General features: G+C 47.8%; 20 protein-coding genes, 2 tRNA genes and 1 other annotated feature. Of the genes, 20 read left to right on the forward strand and 2 right to left on the reverse strand.

What is annotated here, in order from left to right:
- The first annotated feature begins 50 nt into the window (after positions 1 to 50).
- The 16 genes from ATH33_RS00930 to thrS all read left to right on the forward strand — a co-directional run bounded on the left by ATH33_RS00930 (position 51) and on the right by thrS (position 16,271).
- Positions 51 to 929 (forward strand): LacI family DNA-binding transcriptional regulator, encoded by an 879-nt coding sequence (locus ATH33_RS00930; protein ID WP_170151200.1) that lies wholly within the window; start codon positions 51 to 53, stop codon positions 927 to 929.
- A gap of 246 nt (positions 930 to 1,175) precedes the next feature.
- Complete coding sequence (gene polA / locus ATH33_RS00935; protein ID WP_037993431.1) at positions 1,176 to 3,824, forward strand: DNA polymerase I; 2,649 nt, start codon at positions 1,176 to 1,178, stop codon at positions 3,822 to 3,824.
- A gap of 12 nt (positions 3,825 to 3,836) precedes the next feature.
- A complete protein-coding gene (gene mutM / locus ATH33_RS00940) occupies positions 3,837 to 4,661 on the forward strand; it encodes a DNA-formamidopyrimidine glycosylase (RefSeq protein WP_037993430.1) in 825 nt (274 codons plus the stop codon).
- A gap of 63 nt (positions 4,662 to 4,724) precedes the next feature.
- Positions 4,725 to 5,387, forward strand: a complete 663-nt coding sequence (gene ytaF / locus ATH33_RS00945; protein ID WP_121873949.1) for a sporulation membrane protein YtaF — start codon at positions 4,725 to 4,727, stop codon at positions 5,385 to 5,387.
- 23 nt (positions 5,388 to 5,410) lie between these two features.
- Positions 5,411 to 6,007, forward strand: a complete 597-nt coding sequence (gene coaE / locus ATH33_RS00950) for a dephospho-CoA kinase (RefSeq protein WP_309485138.1) — start codon at positions 5,411 to 5,413, stop codon at positions 6,005 to 6,007.
- A complete protein-coding gene (locus tag ATH33_RS00955; protein ID WP_049719793.1) occupies positions 5,977 to 6,615 on the forward strand; it encodes a lytic transglycosylase domain-containing protein in 639 nt (212 codons plus the stop codon). Before coaE ends, ATH33_RS00955 begins: the two co-directional genes overlap by 31 nt.
- A gap of 126 nt (positions 6,616 to 6,741) precedes the next feature.
- Positions 6,742 to 7,764, forward strand: coding sequence for a glyceraldehyde-3-phosphate dehydrogenase (locus ATH33_RS00960; RefSeq protein WP_037993424.1), 1,023 nt, complete (start codon positions 6,742 to 6,744; stop codon positions 7,762 to 7,764).
- Between the two features lie 218 nt (positions 7,765 to 7,982).
- Positions 7,983 to 8,465, forward strand: coding sequence for a glutathione peroxidase (locus tag ATH33_RS00965; protein WP_037993423.1), 483 nt, complete (start codon positions 7,983 to 7,985; stop codon positions 8,463 to 8,465).
- A gap of 137 nt (positions 8,466 to 8,602) precedes the next feature.
- A complete protein-coding gene (nrdR, locus tag ATH33_RS00970; protein ID WP_037993421.1) occupies positions 8,603 to 9,097 on the forward strand; it encodes a transcriptional regulator NrdR in 495 nt (164 codons plus the stop codon).
- Between the two features lie 96 nt (positions 9,098 to 9,193).
- Positions 9,194 to 10,648 (forward strand): replication initiation and membrane attachment family protein, encoded by a 1,455-nt coding sequence (locus tag ATH33_RS00975; protein WP_170151201.1) that lies wholly within the window; start codon positions 9,194 to 9,196, stop codon positions 10,646 to 10,648.
- A 111-nt stretch (positions 10,649 to 10,759) separates the two neighbouring features.
- A tRNA-Phe gene (locus tag ATH33_RS00980) sits at positions 10,760 to 10,835 on the forward strand.
- A 7-nt stretch (positions 10,836 to 10,842) separates the two neighbouring features.
- Positions 10,843 to 10,932 (forward strand) — tRNA-Leu (locus ATH33_RS00985).
- Between the two features lie 159 nt (positions 10,933 to 11,091).
- The gene (mqnC, locus tag ATH33_RS00990; RefSeq protein ID WP_037993418.1) at positions 11,092 to 12,204 is read left to right on the forward strand and encodes a cyclic dehypoxanthinyl futalosine synthase; all 1,113 of its coding nucleotides are present in this window, start codon (positions 11,092 to 11,094) and stop codon (positions 12,202 to 12,204) included.
- 170 nt (positions 12,205 to 12,374) lie between these two features.
- Positions 12,375 to 13,007 carry a metal-dependent hydrolase gene (locus tag ATH33_RS00995; RefSeq protein WP_049719795.1) on the forward strand — a complete coding sequence of 211 codons (633 nt, stop codon included), beginning with the start codon at positions 12,375 to 12,377 and terminating at the stop codon, positions 13,005 to 13,007.
- Between the two features lie 138 nt (positions 13,008 to 13,145).
- On the forward strand, positions 13,146 to 14,030 hold the full coding sequence (ytxC, locus tag ATH33_RS01000) for a putative sporulation protein YtxC (RefSeq protein WP_062842875.1): 885 nt from the start codon (positions 13,146 to 13,148) through the stop codon (positions 14,028 to 14,030).
- Between the two features lie 333 nt (positions 14,031 to 14,363).
- Positions 14,364 to 16,271, forward strand: a complete 1,908-nt coding sequence (gene thrS / locus ATH33_RS01005; RefSeq protein WP_181729130.1) for a threonine--tRNA ligase — start codon at positions 14,364 to 14,366, stop codon at positions 16,269 to 16,271.
- Between the two features lie 41 nt (positions 16,272 to 16,312).
- Here thrS and ATH33_RS01010 read toward each other — a convergent pair whose 3' ends face one another.
- The gene (locus tag ATH33_RS01010; protein ID WP_037993416.1) at positions 16,313 to 16,861 is read right to left on the reverse strand and encodes a DUF420 domain-containing protein; all 549 of its coding nucleotides are present in this window, start codon (positions 16,859 to 16,861) and stop codon (positions 16,313 to 16,315) included.
- A gap of 208 nt (positions 16,862 to 17,069) precedes the next feature.
- Positions 17,070 to 17,199: a sequence feature (ribosomal protein L20 leader region), on the forward strand.
- Positions 17,200 to 17,215: 16 nt separating this feature from the next.
- Between ATH33_RS01010 and infC the strand changes: the two genes are divergently transcribed.
- Genes infC through rplT form a run of 3 tightly spaced genes read left to right on the forward strand, consistent with a single transcriptional unit; the run spans position 17,216 to position 18,345 of the window.
- The gene (infC, locus tag ATH33_RS01015) at positions 17,216 to 17,740 is read left to right on the forward strand and encodes a translation initiation factor IF-3 (protein WP_181732024.1); all 525 of its coding nucleotides are present in this window, start codon (positions 17,216 to 17,218) and stop codon (positions 17,738 to 17,740) included.
- Between the two features lie 15 nt (positions 17,741 to 17,755).
- Complete coding sequence (rpmI, locus tag ATH33_RS01020) at positions 17,756 to 17,953, forward strand: 50S ribosomal protein L35 (protein ID WP_037993415.1); 198 nt, start codon at positions 17,756 to 17,758, stop codon at positions 17,951 to 17,953.
- Between the two features lie 38 nt (positions 17,954 to 17,991).
- Positions 17,992 to 18,345 carry a 50S ribosomal protein L20 gene (rplT, locus tag ATH33_RS01025; protein ID WP_037993413.1) on the forward strand — a complete coding sequence of 118 codons (354 nt, stop codon included), beginning with the start codon at positions 17,992 to 17,994 and terminating at the stop codon, positions 18,343 to 18,345.
- A gap of 42 nt (positions 18,346 to 18,387) precedes the next feature.
- Here rplT and ATH33_RS01030 read toward each other — a convergent pair whose 3' ends face one another.
- A complete protein-coding gene (locus tag ATH33_RS01030; RefSeq protein WP_165489704.1) occupies positions 18,388 to 18,798 on the reverse strand; it encodes a MarR family winged helix-turn-helix transcriptional regulator in 411 nt (136 codons plus the stop codon).
- 192 nt (positions 18,799 to 18,990) lie between these two features.
- Between ATH33_RS01030 and ilvD the strand changes: the two genes are divergently transcribed.
- Positions 18,991 to 20,661 (forward strand): dihydroxy-acid dehydratase, encoded by a 1,671-nt coding sequence (ilvD, locus tag ATH33_RS01035; protein ID WP_121873951.1) that lies wholly within the window; start codon positions 18,991 to 18,993, stop codon positions 20,659 to 20,661.
- Positions 20,662 to 21,025: the final 364 nt, after the last annotated feature.

Consider the following 21,025-nt stretch of genomic DNA (forward strand, 5'->3'; position numbering starts at 1 on the left):
AAAATAGTCTAAAAATACATTGATTTCAAATATAAAAAGCGATGGAAGAGTTGAATTATCATCCGAACATCATGGCTTCGGCACTCATGGGAAAAGGGACGAAAACAGTGGGGTTGTTGGTGCCGGATATATCCAATCCCTTTTTCTCGGAAATCGCCGGAATCATTGAAAACCGGGCGCATGAACGGGGCTACAGTGTGATTTTGTGCAGTACCGGTGAAAATGAAGAAATAGAAACGAAGTATGTGGAACTGTTACAAAACAAACTGATCGATGGTTTTATCATCGGTTCCACATTCCAAAATAATAAAATCCTGGCCGAATTGATCCAAAATCGGTTGCCGGTGGTGTTGCTGACGCAGGATGACCCGTCCATCGATGCACCGAAAGTGATTGTGGATGATTTTAAAGGCGGCTATGAAGCAACCATGCACCATTTGCAAAACGGGCACCGGAAAATTGCCATCATCAGTGAGCAATGGGCCCTTTCCAGCGTGAAACGGACGGAAGGATATTTGCAAGCCCTTAAAACTTACGGCATTGAACCGAAACCGAAGTATATGATCAAAACCAGGGGTTCGATTCCCAACGGGATGAAAGCCTTGGACGACTTCTTCCGCTTGCCGGATCCGCCGACCGCCATTTTTGCCTGCAATGACCAGTTGGCCATCGGCGTGATTTTGGGGGCCAAAGAAAAAGGAATCCCCATTCCCGGTCAGCTGTCTTTGGTCGGCTTTGATGACACCATTCTGGCAAGGGCCACCTATCCGTGTCTGACCACGGTGGTCCAACCGATCTCCGAACTGGGAAATTCGGCGGTGGATTTGTTGATCGACAAAATCCAAACAGGCCGGTTTCAAAGCCAACGCATTTTGTATAACCCGGAATTGATCATCCGGGAAACAACGGGCAAAAACCCGGCGATGTGAAGCCGCCGGAGCCGGATCAGCACGGGGGCGTTGCCGGGCGGAATAGTTGATTAAAAGGGAAAAAGCCGGACAAACAAACGGAAAGGGGTGTTGCCGACCCTTCTTTTTTGTGGAATCCTTTCCCAAAAGGCGCAGATCCAGATCGTTTGTTCGCATATTGTTACCAATTGACTGGAAGGAGGAATTTTGGACATGTTACAATAGGTTTATGTTTGAAAACGTGATGGGAAAAGGTGTGAAGATAGCGTGGGTAAATTGATTTTGATCGACGGCAACAGCATCGCGTACCGGGCTTACTATGCGTTGCCGCTTTTATCCAATGCCAGCGGGCAATATACCAATGCGGTGTACGGCTTTACCATGATGCTCATGAAAATCCTGGAAGACGAAAAGCCGACCCACATGCTGGTGGCGTTTGATGCCGGGAAAACCACATTCCGGCACAAAGATTTTCAGGAATACAAAGGAACGCGAAAAGAAACGCCGAACGAGCTGAGGGAGCAATTTCCCCTCATTAAAGAGGTTTTGGATGCTTTTCAAATTCCTTACTTCGAGGAAAGCGGCTATGAAGCGGATGACATTATCGGGACGCTTTCCAAAACGTGTGACCGCAAAGACCTGGATATCCGGATTGTCAGCGGGGATAAAGATTTGCTGCAACTGGTGAATGACCGGGTGCATGTGTTGTTGACCCGAAAAGGCATCACGGAAGTGGAGCACTATGACAGAAAGGCGATCGACGGGAAATACGGATTAAAACCGGAACAAATCATCGACCTCAAAGGCTTGATGGGGGATACTTCGGACAATATCCCGGGAATTCCGGGGGTCGGGGAAAAGACAGCTCTCAAATTGCTCCGTCTCTATCCGTCGGTGGAAGAAGTGATCGAACACGCCGATGAGTTGCCGGGGAAAAAATTGCGCGAAAAAGTGAAAGAACATCAAGCGCAGGCGCTGTTGAGCAAGAAGCTGGCGACCATCTTTACCGATGTTCCCTTGTCCCTGGAATTGGATGATCTGGCTTTGAAAGAGCGGGATGAAGAAAAAATCGTTTCGTTATTTAAGAAGCTGTCGTTTAACACGTTGCTTTCCCGCTTGTCCCCGCAAGAAGGACGGAAGGATGACCGGGATTTGAAAAGCATTTCTTATCACCGGATTGAAACTGGTGAAGCGCTCGGCCCGTGGGAGTCCTTTTTTTCCAAAGGGGATAAGGCGCTCGTGGTTGAAATGACCGAACCGCATCCGATCAAAGGGGAATTTCTGGCCATGGCGGTTTCCGACGGTGAAACCCAGCTGGTTTTGCCGGCCGGGTTGGTGAGGGAAAATCAAATGGTTCGCGATTGGCTTTCCGATTCAAAAAAGACGAAATTTGTCTACGATGCCAAAACGATTCAAACCGCCTTTCAACAACATGCCGGACTTCAGGTGGACGGGATGGCTTTTGATGTGCTGTTGGCGGCTTATTTGCTCGATCCGTCTGATTCGCATCCGGCTTTGTCTGATATCGTTGAGCGGCGTGGGGAAGGGTATTTGCCGCCGGATGAAGAGGTGTATGGAAAAGGAGTCAAACGCCGTCAATTGGAAGGGGATGAGCTGGCAGAACACCTATCGCGGAAAGCCCGGTTTGTTCACAGACTCACCCCGTTGTTGAAAGAGCAAGTGCAAGAAGCCAAACTGGATGCGCTTATGTATGAAATGGAACTGCCTCTTTCCTCCATTTTGTCTGACATGGAACAAAGGGGCGTCCGGGTGGACCATGAACGGTTGGATGAGCTGGGCCGGGAATTGAAGGCGTCAATGGACCGGTTGCAGGAAGAAATCCATGACATTGCAGGTGTGCCGTTTAATATCAATTCTCCCAAACAGCTGGGGGAAATCTTGTTTGAAAAATTGGGGCTTCCCGTGATCAAAAAAACGAAAACCGGCTATTCAACCAGTGCGGATGTTTTGGAAAAATTGGCTCCGCAACATGAAATTGTCGAGAAAATTTTACATTATCGCCAGGTTGGAAAATTGTATTCTACTTATATAGAAGGATTAAAAAAAGAGATTGGGCCGGATGGAAAAATCCATACCCAATTTCAACAAACGGTTACGGCCACCGGCCGGTTGAGTTCGACCGAGCCGAACCTGCAAAACATCCCGATCCGGATGGAGGAAGGCAGAAAAATCCGCCAGGTCTTTGTCCCTTCTCAAACAGGATGGTACATGCTGTCTGCGGATTATTCCCAGATTGAACTGAGAGTCCTTGCCCATTTGTCAGAAGACCAAAATTTGCAAAAAGCATTCAAAGAAGATAAAGATGTGCACGCCCAAACAGCCATGGATGTTTTCGGGGTCAGGGAAGATGAAGTGACGGATCAAATGCGGAGACAAGCCAAAGCCGTCAACTTTGGCATTGTGTACGGCATCAGCGGATACGGCCTGGCTCAAGGGCTGGATATTCCGCAAAAAGAGGCCAAGTTGTTTATTGAGCGTTATTTTGAAACGTATCCCGGTATCAAGCAGTATATGGACAGCACGATTGAAAAGGCCAAAAAAGAAGGTTATGTCACCACCATGTTGGGCCGGCGCCGTTATTTGCCCAAAATCAATGCCCGCAACTTCGGGGAAAGAAGTTTTGCCGAACGGACGGCCATGAACACTCCGATTCAGGGAACGGCGGCGGATATCATCAAGCATGCGATGGTGAAAGTGGACCGGTTGATGCGTGAAAAAGGGTTGAAAAGCCGGTTGCTTTTGCAAGTGCATGACGAATTGATCTTTGAAGTTCCCGAAGAAGAATTGACGGTCATGAAAGAATTGGTTCAGAATACGATGGAACAAGCTGTCCGGTTATCGGTTCCACTGAAAGTGCAAGTGAGTGTCGGGAGCAACTGGTACGAAGCAAAATAGGAGGAGAAACGATTGCCGGAATTACCTGAGGTTGAAACAGTCAGAAAAACTTTGCAAAAATTGGTCATCGGCAAACAGATCGAAGATGTGACGGTCCGTTTGCCCAGAATCATCAAACGTCCGGATGACACAGAGGCCTTTCGGCGCATGTTGGCCGGGACCACCATCATCGGGATCGGCCGGCGGGGAAAGTTTTTGAAAATCGTCTGCGATCCGCTGGTGCTGGTTTCTCATCTGCGCATGGAAGGAAAGTATCGTCTGGCGGAACAAGGGGAGCCTTGCGAGAAGCATACCCATGTCATCTTTCACTTTACGGACGGTACCGAGCTCCGCTACCGGGATGTGCGGCAATTTGGCACCATGCACTTGTTTCCATACGGGGAAGAAGATGAGCAGTTGCCGTTGAAGAAACTGGGGCCGGAGCCGCTTACGGATGAGTTTCAGCTTTCCTGGTTTCAGGCGTTGCTCGCCAAACGGAAAACCAATATCAAAGCGGTTCTTTTAAATCAGGAATATATCGCGGGGCTTGGAAATATTTATGTGGACGAGTCTTTGTTCCGGGCGGCGATTCATCCGACCCGGACGGCTTCGTCATTAAAGGAAGAAGAAGTGGAACGTTTGTACCACAGCATTCAACAAACCCTGAAAGAAGCCATTGAACTGGGAGGGTCTTCCGTCCGTTCTTATTTGAACGGGGAAGGCGAAATGGGAATGTTCCAGTTGAGAATCCAGGTTTATGGCCGGAAACATGAACCTTGTCCCAAATGCGGAAGGCCGATTGAACGGATGGTTGTGGCCGGGCGGGGAACGCATGTGTGTTCCCATTGCCAACGGTGACCTCATGGATGGTTCCTTCATAAGATAGGGTAACAAATGCCTATCTTATGAGGGGGATCAGTGATGTTGCATGGTTGGTTGATCATCGCGTTGGCTTTTGCGGTCAGTTTGGACAGTTTTGGAGTGGGAACAACCTATGGGCTGAGAAAAATTCGTATCCCCCTGGTATCTACCGTCATCATTGCCGGATGCTCAGGCGCCGTGCTATACATGGGGATGTGCATGGGGAAATTTTTTTCTGCTTTGTTTTCCCCCGTATTTACCCAAGCACTCGGAGCCGTTTTATTGATCGTCCTCGGCTTGTGGATCATTTTTCAGGGGGAAAAGAATTTAAAAGAAACGAATGAGGATGAAATCCGTTCGCAGAGTCCATCCTGTTTATCGATAAAAACCTGGACCTTTCAAATCAAACGCCTTGGCTTGGTGGTCAAGGTGTTAAAAACCCCCGTGATGGCAGATATGGATAATTCCGGATCGATTTCTTCCGCCGAAGCGTTTTTGTTGGGAACGGCTTTGTCCCTGGATGCTTTTGGCGCCGGCATCGGGGCGGCGATGATGGGGTTCCCGCCTGTTCCCACAGCCTTTTTGATTGCTTTGATGAGTGCCTTGTTTTTACGGTTGGGGATGTGGATCGGGTTTTCCTGTGCCAAGAACTTAAAAAATCGTTTCTGGGCATATATGCCGGGGGTTATTTTGATTTTGCTCGGAGTGATGCGATTCATGTGAAAAGGCGGTGAAGGACGTTGTTGGTGGGATTGACGGGAAGCATCGCAACCGGAAAAAGCACGGTTTCAGAGATGTTTCGCCGAAAGGGAGCGGAAATCATCGATGCAGACCAAATTGCCCGCGAAGTGGTTGAGCCGGGAACCGAAGGGTTGGAGCGGATTGCCCGGGAATTCGGCCCCGGAATACTGGATGATGAAGGGAAACTGAATCGCGAACGGTTGGGAGCAAGAATTTTTCATAACCCTGCCGAACGGGAAAAGTTGAATCGGTTGTTGCATCCGTTGATCGTGGATTCCATGCGTGACAAAACGGAAAAAATAAAAAAAGAGAAGGATCCGGATTTGTTGATTTGGGATGTCCCGTTGCTGATTGAAGGGAATTTGACGCAATGGGTGGAAGCCGTTATTTTAGTATATACACCGAAAGAAATCCAATTGGAACGATTAATGAAACGAAACGCACTTTCCAGAGAGGAAGCGGAAAAACGGATTCTCGCACAGATGGATATCGAAGAGAAAAAGAAGCATGCCGATTATGTGATTGACAATCGGGGAACTTTGTCAGAGACGGAAAGACAGGTTGATCAGTTATGGAAACAACTAATCTCAAAAAGTGGGTAAAGCCGGCAGTGGATGCACTGCCTCCCAAGCGCACGATCATGATCGCCTTAATCCTGTTGCTGGTGTTTGTCATCGTGGCCATCCCGCTTTTTAACATGATGATCTATCCGTTGAAATATGAAGAATATATTTTTAACAGTGCGATTGAAACCAACGCCGATCCCTTTTTGATCATGGCGATTATCCGGGTGGAAACCAAGTTTCAACCGAAAAGGGAATCGCATGTCGGGGCACAGGGTTTGATGCAAATTATGCCGGATACTGCGGATTTTATCATCAAAAACGGAAACTTTTCACCAGCGTTGAAAGATTACGTGTATGACCCGGCTATCAACATACAATTGGGAAGCTGGTATATTGCTTACTTGACCGAACGGTATAAAGGAAATAAAGTGGCGGTCATGGCCGCTTACAATGCCGGTCATGGCCGTGTCGACAAATGGTTGGAGCAAGGGGTTTGGGACGGCACACGGCAAAATGTCACACAAATTCCGGAGAATTTCGGGGAGACCCGCCATTATGTGACCAGGGTCAGTTATTATTATGAGAAGTACAAACAATTGTACCAAGGGGAATTCGAGGAATACAAAAGAAAACAAGAAAAATGAATACGGTTTGAAACCTGTTCCTGTACGGGAACAGGTTTTTTTGTTTCTGCTGGTTGCAAAATGTGACATACTTATTATAATAAAAGTGAATATTAGCGTGTGACAAATGGGAAGGGGTATACCATTATGGCAGTTCGTATCGCAATTAACGGATTTGGGCGCATTGGAAGAATGGTTTTCCGCAAAGCTATGGAAGTTCCGGGAATCGAAGTGGTTGCCGTGAATGCGAGCTATCCGGCTGAAACCTTGGCGCATTTGATTAAGTATGACACAATTCACGGGTTATATCATAAAGATGTGACGGTATCCGATCACGGTTTTCGTGTCGATGGACATGAAGTCCGTCTGGTTTCCAACCGCAATCCCGAAGAGTTGCCCTGGCGCGAATTGGATATTGACATTGTGGTAGAAGCGACGGGAAAATTCCGGGACCGCGAAGGGGCGCAAAAACATTTGAACGCCGGCGCCAAAAAAGTGGTGATCACCGCTCCCGGAAAAGATGAGGATATCACGGTTGTCATGGGAGTTAATGAAAGCGATTACGATCCGGACCGGCATCACATTATTTCGAATGCATCCTGCACCACCAACGGCTTGGCACCGGTGGCCAAAGTGTTGCATGAATCGTTCGGGATTGTCCACGGGTTGATGACCACGGTTCACGCGTACACCAATGACCAGAAGAACCTGGATAATCCGCATAAAGATTTGCGCAGGGCCCGTGCTTGTGCGCAATCCATCATTCCGACCAAAACCGGGGCGGCCAAAGCATTGGGGTTGGTGATTCCCGAACTGCAAGGGAAGTTGAACGGATTTGCCCTTCGGGTTCCCACGCCGAACGTTTCGGTCATTGATTTGGTGGTGGATACGGAAAAACCGGTGACCAAAGAAGAGGTCAACCAAGCGTTGAAACATGCAGCCCAAACCCGTTTCAAAGGGATTTTGGATGTTTGTGAAGCGCCGCTGGTTTCTTCCGATTTCAACGGAAACGAACATTCATCCATTGTGGATGCCTTGTCGACCATGGTCATGGGCAACCGGCAAGTGAAAATCCTGGCCTGGTATGACAATGAGTGGGGATATTCCTGCCGTGTCGTCGACTTGGCCAAATATGTCGGGGAAAAAATGAACACGAAAGTGACAGTGTGACGGGATGAAAAGCTTGTGGAAAATGATTCTGCAAGCTTTTTCCTTTTATAGGATGTTTTTGCCGGGCGTTCGACGGATTGTTTATTTAATGAAACAAATAGAATGTATGTTCTCTATTTAGGGTTTTTCACTTTTGGGAAAATAAATTTGTAACAGCTTACAAGGTCTGATGAACGCCGCTGAAGCTGTGACATGATCCTTGAAAGGAAGGTTGAACCATGAGTGTTTATGAATATACCGCTGTAACCAATCAAGGGAAGGAACAATCTCTTGGAGAATATGAAGGGAACGTCCTGTTGATCGTCAATACGGCGAGCCGGTGCGGATTTGCCCCGCAATTCAAAGAGTTGCAAGAACTGTATGAAAAATACCACAGCCGCGGCTTCTATGTGCTGGGCTTCCCGTGCAACCAATTTGGAAACCAAGAACCGGGAACGGACGAAGAAATCCGCAATTTTTGCGAAATAAACTACCGCGTCACCTTTCCCTTGTTTCAAAAAGTGGATGTGAAGGGGGAAAATCAACATCCGCTTTTCAAATACCTGACCCAATCGGCACAAGGATTGTTAAACAAAGAGATCAAATGGAACTTCACCAAATTCCTGGTTGACCGGCAAGGAAATGTGGTCAAACGCTTTGCTCCGACCACCTCGCCCAAGAAGATTGCCCCCCGGATCGAAGCCTTGTTGGATCAGAAGTGAGTCCGGACCGGTGACAAAATATGGGTTGAATCCTGTCAACAAATATTTAAAATGGAAATATGACATTTGCGCTCAGAATGAGGGTGGTTCGCACAGAGACGCAAAAGCAGACGAAGTCAGGAGGAGATGATGAAACGTTGAGATGCCCGTTTTGCGGAAATCATGGCAGCCGTGTCCTGGACTCCCGCCCGGTTCATGAAGGAAGGGCGATTCGCCGGCGCAGGGAATGCGAAAAGTGCGAACAGCGCTTCACCACTTTTGAAATGATTGAAGAACAACCGCTCATCGTGATCAAAAAAGACGGGAGCCGCGAAGAATTCAGCCGGGAAAAGCTGCTTCGCGGCCTGATTCGTGCCTGCGAAAAAAGGCCGGTTCCGTTGGCCAAGCTGGAAGACCTTGTCGTGGATATTGAAAGAAAGTTGCGTCAAGGCGGAGCGGCAGAAGTTCCGTCCAAAGAAATCGGTGAAATGGTGATGGAGCGGCTGGTTGACATTGATGAAGTTTCGTATGTGCGGTTTGCCTCGGTCTACCGGCAATTTAAAGACATCAACGTTTTTGTCAATGAATTGGAAGAACTGCTGCAACGGTCGCAAATGGCCTTTGATAAAGAAAAAAAACAAGGGTCTGAGTAAGAATTGGTGGTAAATGGGATTTGATGATCCGGCAGGCTCTTATGTTACAATGATATTCCAATGCTAGCGAATGCGAAGTGCAGAGGAGGCCAAACCATGGCTATGTTTTGGAAAGACGCGGGTTGGCGTTGCCGCACCCATCGTCCGATCCATCAAGCAGATCTCATTGGGCTGATTCATCTGTATCAACCCATTGTCGGAGCTTCTGCCATCTCATTATACATGACGCTGGCCTGTCAAGTTCCCCTTCACCGTGCCGGTGTTTCCAAGTTGTATGCTCATTCGTATTTATTGCAATTATGTTCTTTTACGTTTGATCAACTGTTGGAAGCCAGACATTTGCTGGAAGGTGTCGGACTGATCAATACGTATGAGATCGAAGAGGAAGAAGATCATGTTTATTATGAATACGAAATGCTTCCCCCACTGACGCCGGCAAAGTTTTTTCAAAGTGATATTTTAAGTGTCACGCTTTACAACTCATTGGGCAAAGAAAGGTACATTGCATTAAAAGACTGGCTGACCGGGGACACCCGTTTTCAACCTGGCCGGAAGGAAGAAAAAAAGAAAAACATCACCCGCTCGTTTCAGGATGTGTTTGACAGCATTTCGCCGGCAGAACTGGCCAAACAAGCTGAACGGGAAAAAGAAATGACCGTGCCGGTGGCCAAAATCGACGAAAGCCTGCATCAGGGAAAAAGGCCGGATTTTAAGCAGGACATTGATTTTTCCATGCTGGAGTTGCGCTTGGCGCATTTATTGGGAAAAGATGTTTGGACGGAGGATTTAAAACAAGAAATCAGAGAGCTTGGTTTTTTGTATCAGCTGGATGAATGGGCGATTTTAAAAGCGTTGCAGAATCCTTATGTGACCAGTCACGGGCAAATCCGTCTGGACCGCTTGCGTTCTTTTGTCCGAAGTGAATATTGCATGCAGTTTGGCAGCACGCCCGTGGTGGCCAAGAAGGCGGATGCGGAACAGGCAAAAGAGGAGAAAAAGATGCCGACGGATCCGGATAAGCCGCTTTCCGAAGAAGAAAAGCACATTCGGCAGTTGGCGCAAATTTCCCCCATGCAACTTTTGGCATTTTACCAGAAAGGCGGGCGAATCCCGGCCAGCGATGTGGAAATCGTGGAGTCGTTGATTCGCCATTACGGATTGCCGCCGGGGGTTGTCAATGTGCTCTTGGAATATGTCTTGTTGAAATATGATTATAAACTGCCGCGGAATTTGGTGGAAAAAATTGCGGGCCATTGGAAGCGGCTGGGGATTTCCACGGTGGAAGAGGCCGTGGAGCAGGCGAAAAAAGAAGAATGGGAAACGAAAAGGAAAAAGCAGCAGCCGCGTTCTTTCCATCCGAAAAGTCCCCGCAACAAGCCGGAAGCATTGCCCCGGGCGTTGCAAATGCAAATGGAACAATCCAAACGGTCAAAATCCGAACAAGAGGCAAAAGATGAATGGGCTGACCAGCAGGAACAGATTCGCGCGAAACTTCGGTTGATGAATGAGCGCTTTGTGGCCGGCAACAAGGAGAAAAAAAACACCCCCTGAATCAACGAATGGTTGCAGGGGGTGTCAGAAGAAAAAAATTTCCTGATTCATCTTGCATGTTTGATGCTTGCATGATATAATATCATTTGTCGCCAACAATTTGTTACATAAGGTTCGGTAGCTCAGTCGGTAGAGCAGAGGACTGAAAATCCTCGTGTCGGCGGTTCGATTCCGTCCCGAACCACCATTTTTTTGCCGGGGTGGCGGAATTGGCAGACGCACAGGACTTAAAATCCTGCGGTGGGTGTACCACCGTGTCGGTTCGAGTCCGACCCTCGGCACCACAACAAAAAAAATCCTCCTGTTTTCAATGGGTGAATTCACATCGCCTGAAAACAGGAGGATTTTTTGTGCAGTATTCCCGCCCCATCCGTTTTGATTTGTGATACGATGGACATGATTGGGTTGGCGGTCGATCTGACTCTTTAGGAGGTTGAATAGATATGTCGAAGATTGATTCCATAATCGAAAGGGCGCTTGCCGGAGAACGCCTGGGGTTTGAAGACGGGCTGGCTCTGTGGGAAAGTGATGAGATAGAAAAAATGGGATGGGCAGCGGACCAGATCATGAAAAAATGGCATCCGGAGCCGATCACAACGTTTGTCATCGGTCGCAATATCAATTATACCAATATCTGTGATACGTATTGCCGGTTTTGTGCGTTTTACCGCCGGCCGGGGTCGGAAGAAGGATATGTCCTGCCGAATGAAGTGATCTTCCAAAAAATCCAGGAAACCGTGGATGTGGGCGGGACGGAAATTCTGATGCAAGGCGGCACCAATCCGGATTTGCCGTTTGAATATTATACGAATCTGTTACGGGAAATTAAAAAACGCTTTCCCGATATCACCATGCATTCTTTTTCGCCCGCTGAAATCCTGAAAATGAAAGAAGTTTCCGGCCTTTCCCTGGAAGAGGTGGTCCGCCGGTTGCATGAAGCGGGGTTGGATTCCCTGCCTGGTGGCGGAGCGGAAATCCTGGATGATGAAATTCGCCGGAAAATCAGCCGGTTGAAAGGTTCTTGGCGGGACTGGATGGATGTCATGCAAACGGCCCATCGCGTGGGGATGCATACCACGGCAACCATGGTGATCGGTTTTGGCGAAACGAATGAACACCGGGTGAATCATTTGCTCCGGATCCGGCAGGCCCAAGACGAGACGAAAGGTTTCCTCGCTTTCATCGTATGGACGTTCCAGCCGGACAACACCAATTTGAAACGGGAAAAATTGCCGCCTGAAGAATATTTGAAAGCGGTGGCGATCGCCCGTTTGATGCTGGATAATATCCCTAATCTCCAATCCTCCTGGGTAACCATGGGACCGGAAATCGGGAAAAAATCACTGCACTTCGGCTGCAATGACTTTGGAAGCACCATGATCGAAGAAAATGTGGTTTCGGCTGCCGGCACCACTCATAAAGTAAACAACCATCTCATTTTGCGCCTGATCCGGGAAGCCGGGAAAATTCCGGCGCAACGGAACACGAAATATGAGATCTTGCGTGTTTTTCAAGAGGGAGAGTATACCGAAAAGGATTTCGTGATGCAAAACTGATTGGGGTTTTGGATGCAATGGCACTCCGGTACCGGGGTGTCATTTTATAATTTAAGAAAATAAATAGATTTTACTTTATATATTTGCTATTTTAAATATGTGATCAAAAAGGTTTTCTTATGGCAAATCCTTCATTTGCCCTCAGATACAGAGAGATAGGAGGAGAGGGTTTGACAGGAAAAACACATTTTGCCATCGGCGTGGCATCGGGTGTCGGACTGGCCGTGGCCTCCGGAAATACGGATGATGTAGGAGAACTTGCTTTAACCATTGTTTTGGCGGGAATTGCTTCTTTGCTCCCGGACATCGATGAAGACGGCAGCCTGATCAACAACTTTTTGTTTCCTTCGCTGAGCAGGACCTACCGGTCATTTGCGCTGGCGGCTTTGGGATTGGTCATGATTCTGTTGTTTTTCATCAAAAGCCTGCCTCTTTGGGTGTTACTGATGGGGGTTTTTGCCGCCGGCGTCGCTTATGCCCCTCACCGGTCGGTTACCCATTCGATTCTTACCTGCGCTTATGTTACTTGGATGTTTTACACGATTCAACCGTGGATGTCCGTACCGGTGTTGGTCGGTTATTTGTCCCATCTTTTTGCAGATACGTTAACCAGTGCGGGTGTTCCTTATTTGTGGCCTTATAAAAAGAAATTTTCAATGAAAGCTTTTGGAATCAAAGTGAAAACGGGCGGGAGCGAAGAAAAATTGATCGGAAGGCTGTCCATTTTGTTGGCTGCGCTGGGGTTTGTTTATTTGATCGGACTGATTCTTTATAACGAAGTAAAAATGGCCGGATGGTTCTGAAGAGAAGGCTTGGTTTTTTGACCAAGTCTTTTTTATTTCTTGTGGGTCCTTTTGTTTTTTTGTATACCGTTATTGGTTGCAACATATATTGGTATGGAAAGTGGTTCTGAGAATATCCGTGGATGGGAGGGGAGACGGTTGAAATATCTGATTTCGTTTGATCAGAGAGATGAGCCATTTCGTTCCTGTTTGCAAGACTTGCGGGAGGGCATCCGCTCCGTCTGCCCGGTTTTTGACATGAAAGAGATGGGGATGGGAGAACGTTTTGTCATCCTCATCCGGTTGAGAAAGTGGATGGATGAGAAACAAAGGGATCGGATTGTATGGCAAGTGGGCAAAATCCTGACCCGTTACATTTGTGACCATCTGGAACCGAAATGGATCAGCAAAATGATTCAATCCAGTCACCATTATTTCACAAAGCAGGAAATCAGGCAGATTCAGCAGCAGGTGTTGGAGCAATTGGAGACCAGCGCATGGGAATGCCAACAGGTGATATACCGCAGCCGGCGGGAGAAATTGGAGAAACAAATCACCGGATTTTTGAAAGAAAATCATCACATTGCTTTGGACGGTTTTGTTTCCTTTCGCTTGAAGGCATACCGGAAAACGCTGATGGCTTGTGTGGAGGAAGCCATTCAAGCTTACCGTTTGAAAAGGCAATACCATGAATTTATTGAATTGTTGCGCATGTTCATCGAGTCCCGGCCCCCGAAAATCGGGCTGGTGCATGTCATCCATGACAACCAACAATTTCATGTGCTGAAATCGGACGGCACCCCGGTTTTGGACAAAGACCTGGAGCCGGTTTTTATGGAAATGGCCGATCAAACGGCATCCCAAAAAGATCACCTGATGAGCATTTTGTTAAGCATGACGCCGGAGCGAATCATCATTCATACCACCTGTCCGGATGAAAATGTGATCAAGACCCTGATGCAAATTTTTGAAGGAAGAGTGATGACTTGTGACGGCTGCAGCCAATGTCAGCCTTCCGCCCGGCCGTTTTTGGAAGATGCTTGACGAACCCGTGACGGAATGAGTATAATACATAACAAATTTTATCCGAAAGCAATGATGAGGACACGGGCATCTCCGACGGTTTCAGAGAGTGGGGGTCAGCGGCTGGAAGCCTCCATAACCCAATCGGAAAATGCTTACCACCTCAGAGCTGCAACAAGGAACGCATCTTGGATGCCAGTAATTGTTGCCGGGACTCGCCGTTATTGAGATGAGAGAACCTTGAACAGCCTGGTCCGGCTGTTTCAGGTTGAAAAAGGGTGGAACCGCGACGACCAGCTCGTCCCTTTATGGGAGGGGCTTTTTTTATTGAAGATGAAAAAAGGAGAGATGGAAATGAGCATCAGTGTCAAATTCCCGGACGGTTCCGTTCGTGAGTATGAATCGTCCGTCACGGTTGGGGAGATTGCCGACTCCATCAGCCGGAGCTTGTCCAAAAAGGCTGTTGCCGGCAAAATCAACGGCCAAGTGGTGGATTTGTCCAGAGAAGTGCCGGACGGTGCCGAAATCCAAGTTCTGACTTTGGAAGATGAGGAAGGCTTGGAAGTTTACCGCCACAGCACCGCTCACTTGATGGCGCAGGCGTTGAAACGATTGTATCCGGATGTGAAACTGGGGATCGGCCCGGTGATTGAAGACGGATTTTATTATGACGTGGATTTGCCGGTTCGTTTGACGCCGGAGGACCTGCCCAAGATCGAAGAAGAGATGAGAAAAATCGTCAAAGAAAATTTGCCGATTGAGCGAAAAGTCGTTTCCCGGGAGGAAGCCATCCGGATTTATGAAGAAACCGGGGATCATCTGAAATTGGAGATCATTCGTGACCTGCCGGAAGATGCAGTGATCACCATGTATCATCAAGGCGAGTTTTTTGATCTGTGCCGCGGTCCCCATTTGCCGTCCACCGGAAAGATTAAAGCGTTTAAATTATTAAGCATTGCCGGAGCTTATTGGCGCGGGGATTCGGACAACCAGATGTTGCAGAGGATTTACGGGACGGCCTGGCCGAAACAATCCCAGTTGGAGGAACATCTGAACTTCCTGGAAGAAGCGAAAAAGCGGGATCACCGGAAACTGGGAAGAGAACTCGGCTTATACATGTTCTCGGAGGAAGCCCCCGGCATGCCGTTTTATTTGCCGAACGGGATGATTTTGCGCAATGAATTGGAACAATACTCGCGTGATTTGCAAATCAAAGCCGGTTACAAAGAAGTCCGCACTCCGCTCATCATGAACCAGCGCTTGTGGGAACAATCGGGACACTGGGACCATTACAAGGAAAACATGTACTTCACCAATGTGGATGAATCCGCTTTTGCCGTCAAACCGATGAACTGTCCCGGACATATGCTGATATTTAAACATGATATCCGCTCATACCGGGATTTGCCGCTTCGCCTGGCTGAATTCGGGCAAGTGCATCGCCACGAGTTGTCGGGAGCCTTAAACGGCATGCTCCGGGTCCGGACTTTCACCCAGGATGATGCACATATCTTTGTGCGGCCGGATCAGATCGAAGAAGAAGTGACCGCCGCGCTTCAACTGGTGGATCAGATTTACAGCACTTTTGGTTTCCCCTATTCCATCGAGCTTTCCACCCGTCCCGAAGATTCAATGGGTTCGGACGAACTGTGGGAAAAAGCCGAATCCGCGCTGCAGAACGTGTTGGATAAGTCCGGCATCGAATACCGGATCAATGAGGGGGACGGTGCGTTTTACGGTCCGAAGATCGATTTCCATATCCGGGATGCTTTGAAGCGGAGCCATCAATGCGCCACCATCCAATTGGATTTCCAAATGCCCGAGAAATTTGATCTCTCCTATGTCGGGGAAGACAATGAGCGGCATCGCCCGGTGGTGATTCACCGAGCCATTTACGGATCAATTGACCGCTTTATCGGGATATTGGTCGAGCACTATGGCGGTGCTTTCCCGTTATGGCTGGCTCCGGTTCAAGCCAAGGTGATTCCGATTTCCCGCGCGTTCAATGACTACGCTGAACAAGTGACGGCCCGGTTACGGGATGCGGGAATTCGCGCGGAACTGGACGGCCGTGATGAAAAAGTGGGTTATAAAATCCGGGAAGCCCAGGTGCAAAAAGTTCCCTACATGCTGGTGATCGGTGAAAAAGAAATGAATGCCGACGCCGTGGCTGTCCGGAAGCGGACCGAAGGGGACCTCGGGGCCAAGCTGCTGGATGAAGTGATAGAACAATTGGTGTCCGAAATCAAAGAGAAAAAATGACAATGAAAAAAGCACCCCGTTTGGTGAAGGGGGTGCTTTTTTTAATAATAAGGGGAAATCATCAAATACACCAGCACGCCGGTGATGCTGACATACAGCCAAATCGGCATGGTCCAGCGTGCGATTTTCCGGTGCCTTTCCACCTGCATCTTCAGGCCGCGAACCATCGTGAAAAGGGCCAGAAACACGGTGGGGGCGGCCAGAACGATATGGGTGATCAAGATGAAGTAATATATGATTTTGATCCACCCTTCGCCGCCGTAAGAAGTGGAAGGCGCCAACGAATGATAAACCAGATAAGTGATCAAAAAAAGAGCAGTCGAACCAAAGGCGGCAAAGATAAAACGACGGTGCATGCGTATATTTTTTTTCTTGATGAAATATAATGCGGTAATGAGGAACACCGTCGTAAAGCTGTTGAAAATCGCGTTTAACATGGGCAAAAACGTTAAATCCACATGATCGAACCCTTGGTATTTCGGCATGAAAAAGAGGACGACGATGATGGCATTGATGATGATGGTCAATGCGACGATCCATGCTGTGGTCTTCTTTTCGTCCGCCGGAATTTGCCTGGTTTGGTCAGCCATGGTTTCACCCTTTCATTGCAATGAACTCAACTTCAGTATACATTTTTTTACTGACAAACTCCTGTGAAAAAGGTGACAAAACGGACAAAACTTTTCCCTTTATTTTCCGTTTGACGGATCCCGGAGAAAAGAATATATTCAAAGTGGCCGTTTTGAAATCGTGCGTCACGTTTGACACGGGTTTTATTTCTGTGATAGTATATTTTTGTCATGCAAGAAGAAGCGCCCGCTTCTCACCTGGTCAACGCGGAGTTGGCAGGTTCTGATGCAACTGATTTTCCTGTTGGATATTGGAAGCAAAGTGTGGGCGTTTTCTGCGCTTACACTTTTTTATTTTTCAATTTTTTTCCGGAGGTGGCAGGTATCAGCAAGGAACATCAGCACCAAGTCAATGAGTCGATTCGTGCTCGGGAAGTTCGCCTGATCGGCGTTGACGGTACGCAATTGGGAATCAAACCCATCCGTGAGGCTTTGCAGCTTGCACAAGAAGCCAATCTCGATCTCGTGAATGTTGCCCCGCAGGCAAAACCGCCGGTTTGCCGTATCATGGATTACGGAAAGTACCGTTACGAACAAAGCAAACGCGAAAAAGAAGCACGCAAGAATCAAAAAACGATTCAAATCAAAGAGGTGCGCCTCAGCCCGACGATTGAAGAGAACGACATCAAAACCAAATTAAGCAATGTGAAAAAATTCCTTAAAAAAGGAAACAAAGTGAAGTTGACCATTCGATTCCGCGGCCGGGAAATCACTCACCAGGAATTGGGACGCAGTATTTTGGACCGGATGGCAAAGGAAGTGGAAGACCTTTCGGAAATCGAACGGGCTCCGAAATTGGAAGGCCGTCAGATGATCATGATTTTAGCACCGAAACAGTAGAAGGAGGACAATGTTATGCCAAAAATGAAAACCAAAAAAGCTGCGGCAAAGCGCTTTAAGAAAACCGGAACCGGCAAAGTGAAACGCTCCCATGCGTATACAAGCCACTTGTTTGAGGCAAAAAGCCCGAAGCGCAAACGCAAATTGCGTAAAAGTGCAATCATGCACTCCGGTGATGAAAAACGGATCAGACAGTTGATTTCCTATCTGTAAGAAACGCCTAAAGAAAGAGACTTCAGGAGGGATTTATTGTGGCAAGAGTGAAAGGTGGTACCGTGACGCGTGCACGTCGCAAAAAGGTACTGAAATTGGCTAGAGGTTATTTTGGTTCCAAACATGCGTTGTTCCGTACGGCAAAACAACAAGTCATGAAATCGTTGATGTATGCATACCGTGACCGCCGTCAACGTAAGCGTGACTTCCGTAAATTGTGGATTACACGCATTAATGCGGCCGCACGCATGAACGGCATTTCTTATAACAAATTTATCCATGGCCTGAAAGTGGCAGGCGTGGACATCAACCGAAAAGTTCTTGCGGAATTGGCCGTGACAGACCAAAAAGCGTTTGCTGAATTGGTCAATGTTGCCAAAAACGCAAAATAACGGACTGATCGATGGAGAAACCCCCGGCATCCGGGGGTTTTTTTAAATGACTTTATGCAACAGGGAAAGCAAGGTTTTCAACTCTTCCGTGGACAAGTTTTCAAACTTTTTCCGAAAGTATTCTGATTTTTGGTCGGCAAGTTTTTGAATCATCTCCTTGCCTTGATCCGTCAGGTGAAGTTCGACCACGCGTTTGTCCAATTGCGACCGTTGCCGGTACACCAGATTTTTTTTCTCCAACTGATCCGCCACATGGGTGATGTGGCTGACGGACACATCAAATTCCTGGGCCAGTGCTGTGATGATTTGAGGGCTTTTATGGAGCTTTTTGAGCACGCCGAATTCAGCCCCGTTAATTTGATCTCCCCAAATTTCCGTTAAATCTTTACGGATTTGTCGTAAAATGAGGCGAAACACTTGTTCCAATTCCATTGACATTTCAATTCTGTCCAACATCACTTTCTCCTTCATGGGATTCCCCATTTTGTTTTATGAAGTGAAATATTAGTCATGATTATAAACCATTCTCTTTCAATTTTACAACATAAATTTCTGTTGTTTTTGTTTTTTGGTCCCTTTTTTAGTCGTGACATCCGTCCCGTTTTGTTATAAACTGATATGAAAAATCAAAAAAGGGGGAGAACAATGCGAAGTGACAAAATTAAAAAAGGGATCGACCGGGCGCCGCACCGCGCATTGTTGCGGGCAGCCGGATTGAAAGATGAAGATTTTGACAAGCCTTTTATCGGCATATGCAATTCATTTGTTGAAATCATTCCGGGGCATATGCATTTAAATAGATTTGCCGAAGTGGTGAAAGAAGCCGTCCGGGAGTCGGGCGGAGTTCCTTTTGAATTTAATGCGATCGGTGTGGACGATGGTATTGCCATGGGGCATATCGGCATGCGCTATTCGTTGCCCAGCCGGGAGATCATTGCCGATTCGGTGGAGACAGTGGCGTTGGCCCATTGGTTTGACGGGCTTATTTGTATTCCCAATTGTGACAAAATTACGCCCGGCATGATGATGGGGGCTTTGAGGGTGAATATCCCGACCATTTTCGTCAGCGGCGGACCGATGCGGGCCGGGGTGACACCGCAGGGAGAAAAAGTGGATCTGGTTTCGGTTTTTGAAGGAGTAGGGGCTTATCACGCCGGGAAAATGGACGAACGGGAATTGCAAACGTTGGAACAGTTTGGGTGTCCAAGCTGCGGGTCTTGTTCCGGTATGTTTACGGCCAATTCGATGAACTGTCTGGCGGAAGCACTGGGATTGGCTTTGCCGGGAAACGGAAGCATCCTTGCCGGTACGGAGGAACGAAATGAATTGGCGAGAAAAGCGGCCCGCCAAATTCTCCGTTTAATCGAAGCGGACCTGAAGCCGCGGGATATTGTTACCAAGGAATCGGTGGATAATGCACTGGTGTTGGATATGGCCATGGGAGGTTCCACCAATACGATTCTTCACACCATGGCGATTGCATACGAAGCAGGAATCGATTATCCACTGAAGTCCATCAATGAACTTTCGAAAAAAGTCCCATACTTATGTAAAGTCAGCCCGGCGGGAAATTGGCACATGGAAGATGTGGACCGGGCGGGAGGCATTTCGGCCATTCTCCATGAGTTGAGTAAAATCGGGGGGTTGCTGAATCTGGATCGACCGACGGTGACCTTGAAAACACTGGGTGAAAATATTGCAGAAACGGAAGTGAAAGACCGCGCGGTCATCAAATCGGTTGACAAGCCATACAGTGAAACGGGAGGACTGCAGATTTTATACGGGAACCTCGCCCCCGACGGTGCAGTGATTAAAACCGGGGCGGTGGATCCTTCGATTCGCCGGTTTAAGGGAAAAGCCATTGTGTTTGATTCCCAGGATTCGGCCATTGCCGGAATTGCCATGGGAAAAGTGAAGTCCGGACATGTTGTCGTCATCCGGTATGAAGGTCCCAAAGGCGGCCCGGGAATGCCGGAAATGTTGTCGCCGACTTCCGCCATCATGGGAATGGGGCTCGGAAAAGAGGTGGCGTTGATCACCGACGGCCGTTTTTCCGGGGCGACGAGGGGAATTTGCATCGGTCATATTTCTCCCGAGGCGGCAGAAGGAGGCCCCATTGGATGGGTCGAGCCGGGAGACGAAATTGAAATCGATTTGGATAAGGGAACGCTTCAGCTTTTGGTTTCCGATGAGGAGATGAAAAAAAGGAAAGCGGCATGGAAAGCACCTTCCATCGAAGTGGAGGGACGTTTTTTAAGACGTTACGCCCATATGGTGACTTCCGCCAATACCGGGGCTGTTTTAAAAAAAGTATAGGAATTTTTAACGGTTGAATCACTTTCTGAAAAAAGAGGTGATTCAACTTATTTAAAAAATTTGCAAACGATTACAAATTTGTAATGAATTTTCCCGGAAAAACCGGTTGACACCCTGTGAAGAGGGTGATTATAATAGCATCTAAATAGTCGAAATTGTAATTCTTAAAAAACTTCACCGCTGATGTCTCCTAAATTTCTGCCGTTTTTCAAGCGGCTGTTTTAAAACAACAACAAGCCTGATAATTCAGTATATTGAGACGATGAAGAGGAATGAACATAAGCGAGTGCGTTACAGAGAGTCCGGATTTTGCTGAGACCGGAACCATGAGCTTATGATTCTCTCACCTCGGAGTCGGGTGGCC

The sequence above is a fragment of the Thermoactinomyces vulgaris genome (assembly GCF_003688725.1).
GTDB classification, from domain to species: domain Bacteria; phylum Bacillota; class Bacilli; order Thermoactinomycetales; family Thermoactinomycetaceae; genus Thermoactinomyces; species Thermoactinomyces vulgaris.

Excerpts from the sequence above, each read along its gene's own strand:
- ytaF (WP_121873949.1), top strand. The coding sequence starts at position 4,725 with ATGTTGCATGGTTGGTTGATCATCGCGTTGGCTTTTGCGGTCAGTTTG.
- ATH33_RS00955 (WP_049719793.1), top strand. The coding sequence starts at position 5,977 with ATGGAAACAACTAATCTCAAAAAGTGGGTAAAGCCGGCAGTGGATGCA.
- ATH33_RS00960 (WP_037993424.1), top strand. The coding sequence starts at position 6,742 with ATGGCAGTTCGTATCGCAATTAACGGATTTGGGCGCATTGGAAGAATG.
- ATH33_RS00965 (WP_037993423.1), top strand. The coding sequence starts at position 7,983 with ATGAGTGTTTATGAATATACCGCTGTAACCAATCAAGGGAAGGAACAA.
- ATH33_RS00975 (WP_170151201.1), top strand. The coding sequence starts at position 9,194 with ATGGCTATGTTTTGGAAAGACGCGGGTTGGCGTTGCCGCACCCATCGT.
- mqnC (WP_037993418.1), top strand. The coding sequence starts at position 11,092 with ATGTCGAAGATTGATTCCATAATCGAAAGGGCGCTTGCCGGAGAACGC.
- thrS (WP_181729130.1), top strand. The coding sequence starts at position 14,364 with ATGAGCATCAGTGTCAAATTCCCGGACGGTTCCGTTCGTGAGTATGAA.
- ATH33_RS01010 (WP_037993416.1), bottom strand. The coding sequence starts at position 16,861 with ATGGCTGACCAAACCAGGCAAATTCCGGCGGACGAAAAGAAGACCACA.
- rpmI (WP_037993415.1), top strand. The coding sequence starts at position 17,756 with ATGCCAAAAATGAAAACCAAAAAAGCTGCGGCAAAGCGCTTTAAGAAA.
- ilvD (WP_121873951.1), top strand. The coding sequence starts at position 18,991 with ATGCGAAGTGACAAAATTAAAAAAGGGATCGACCGGGCGCCGCACCGC.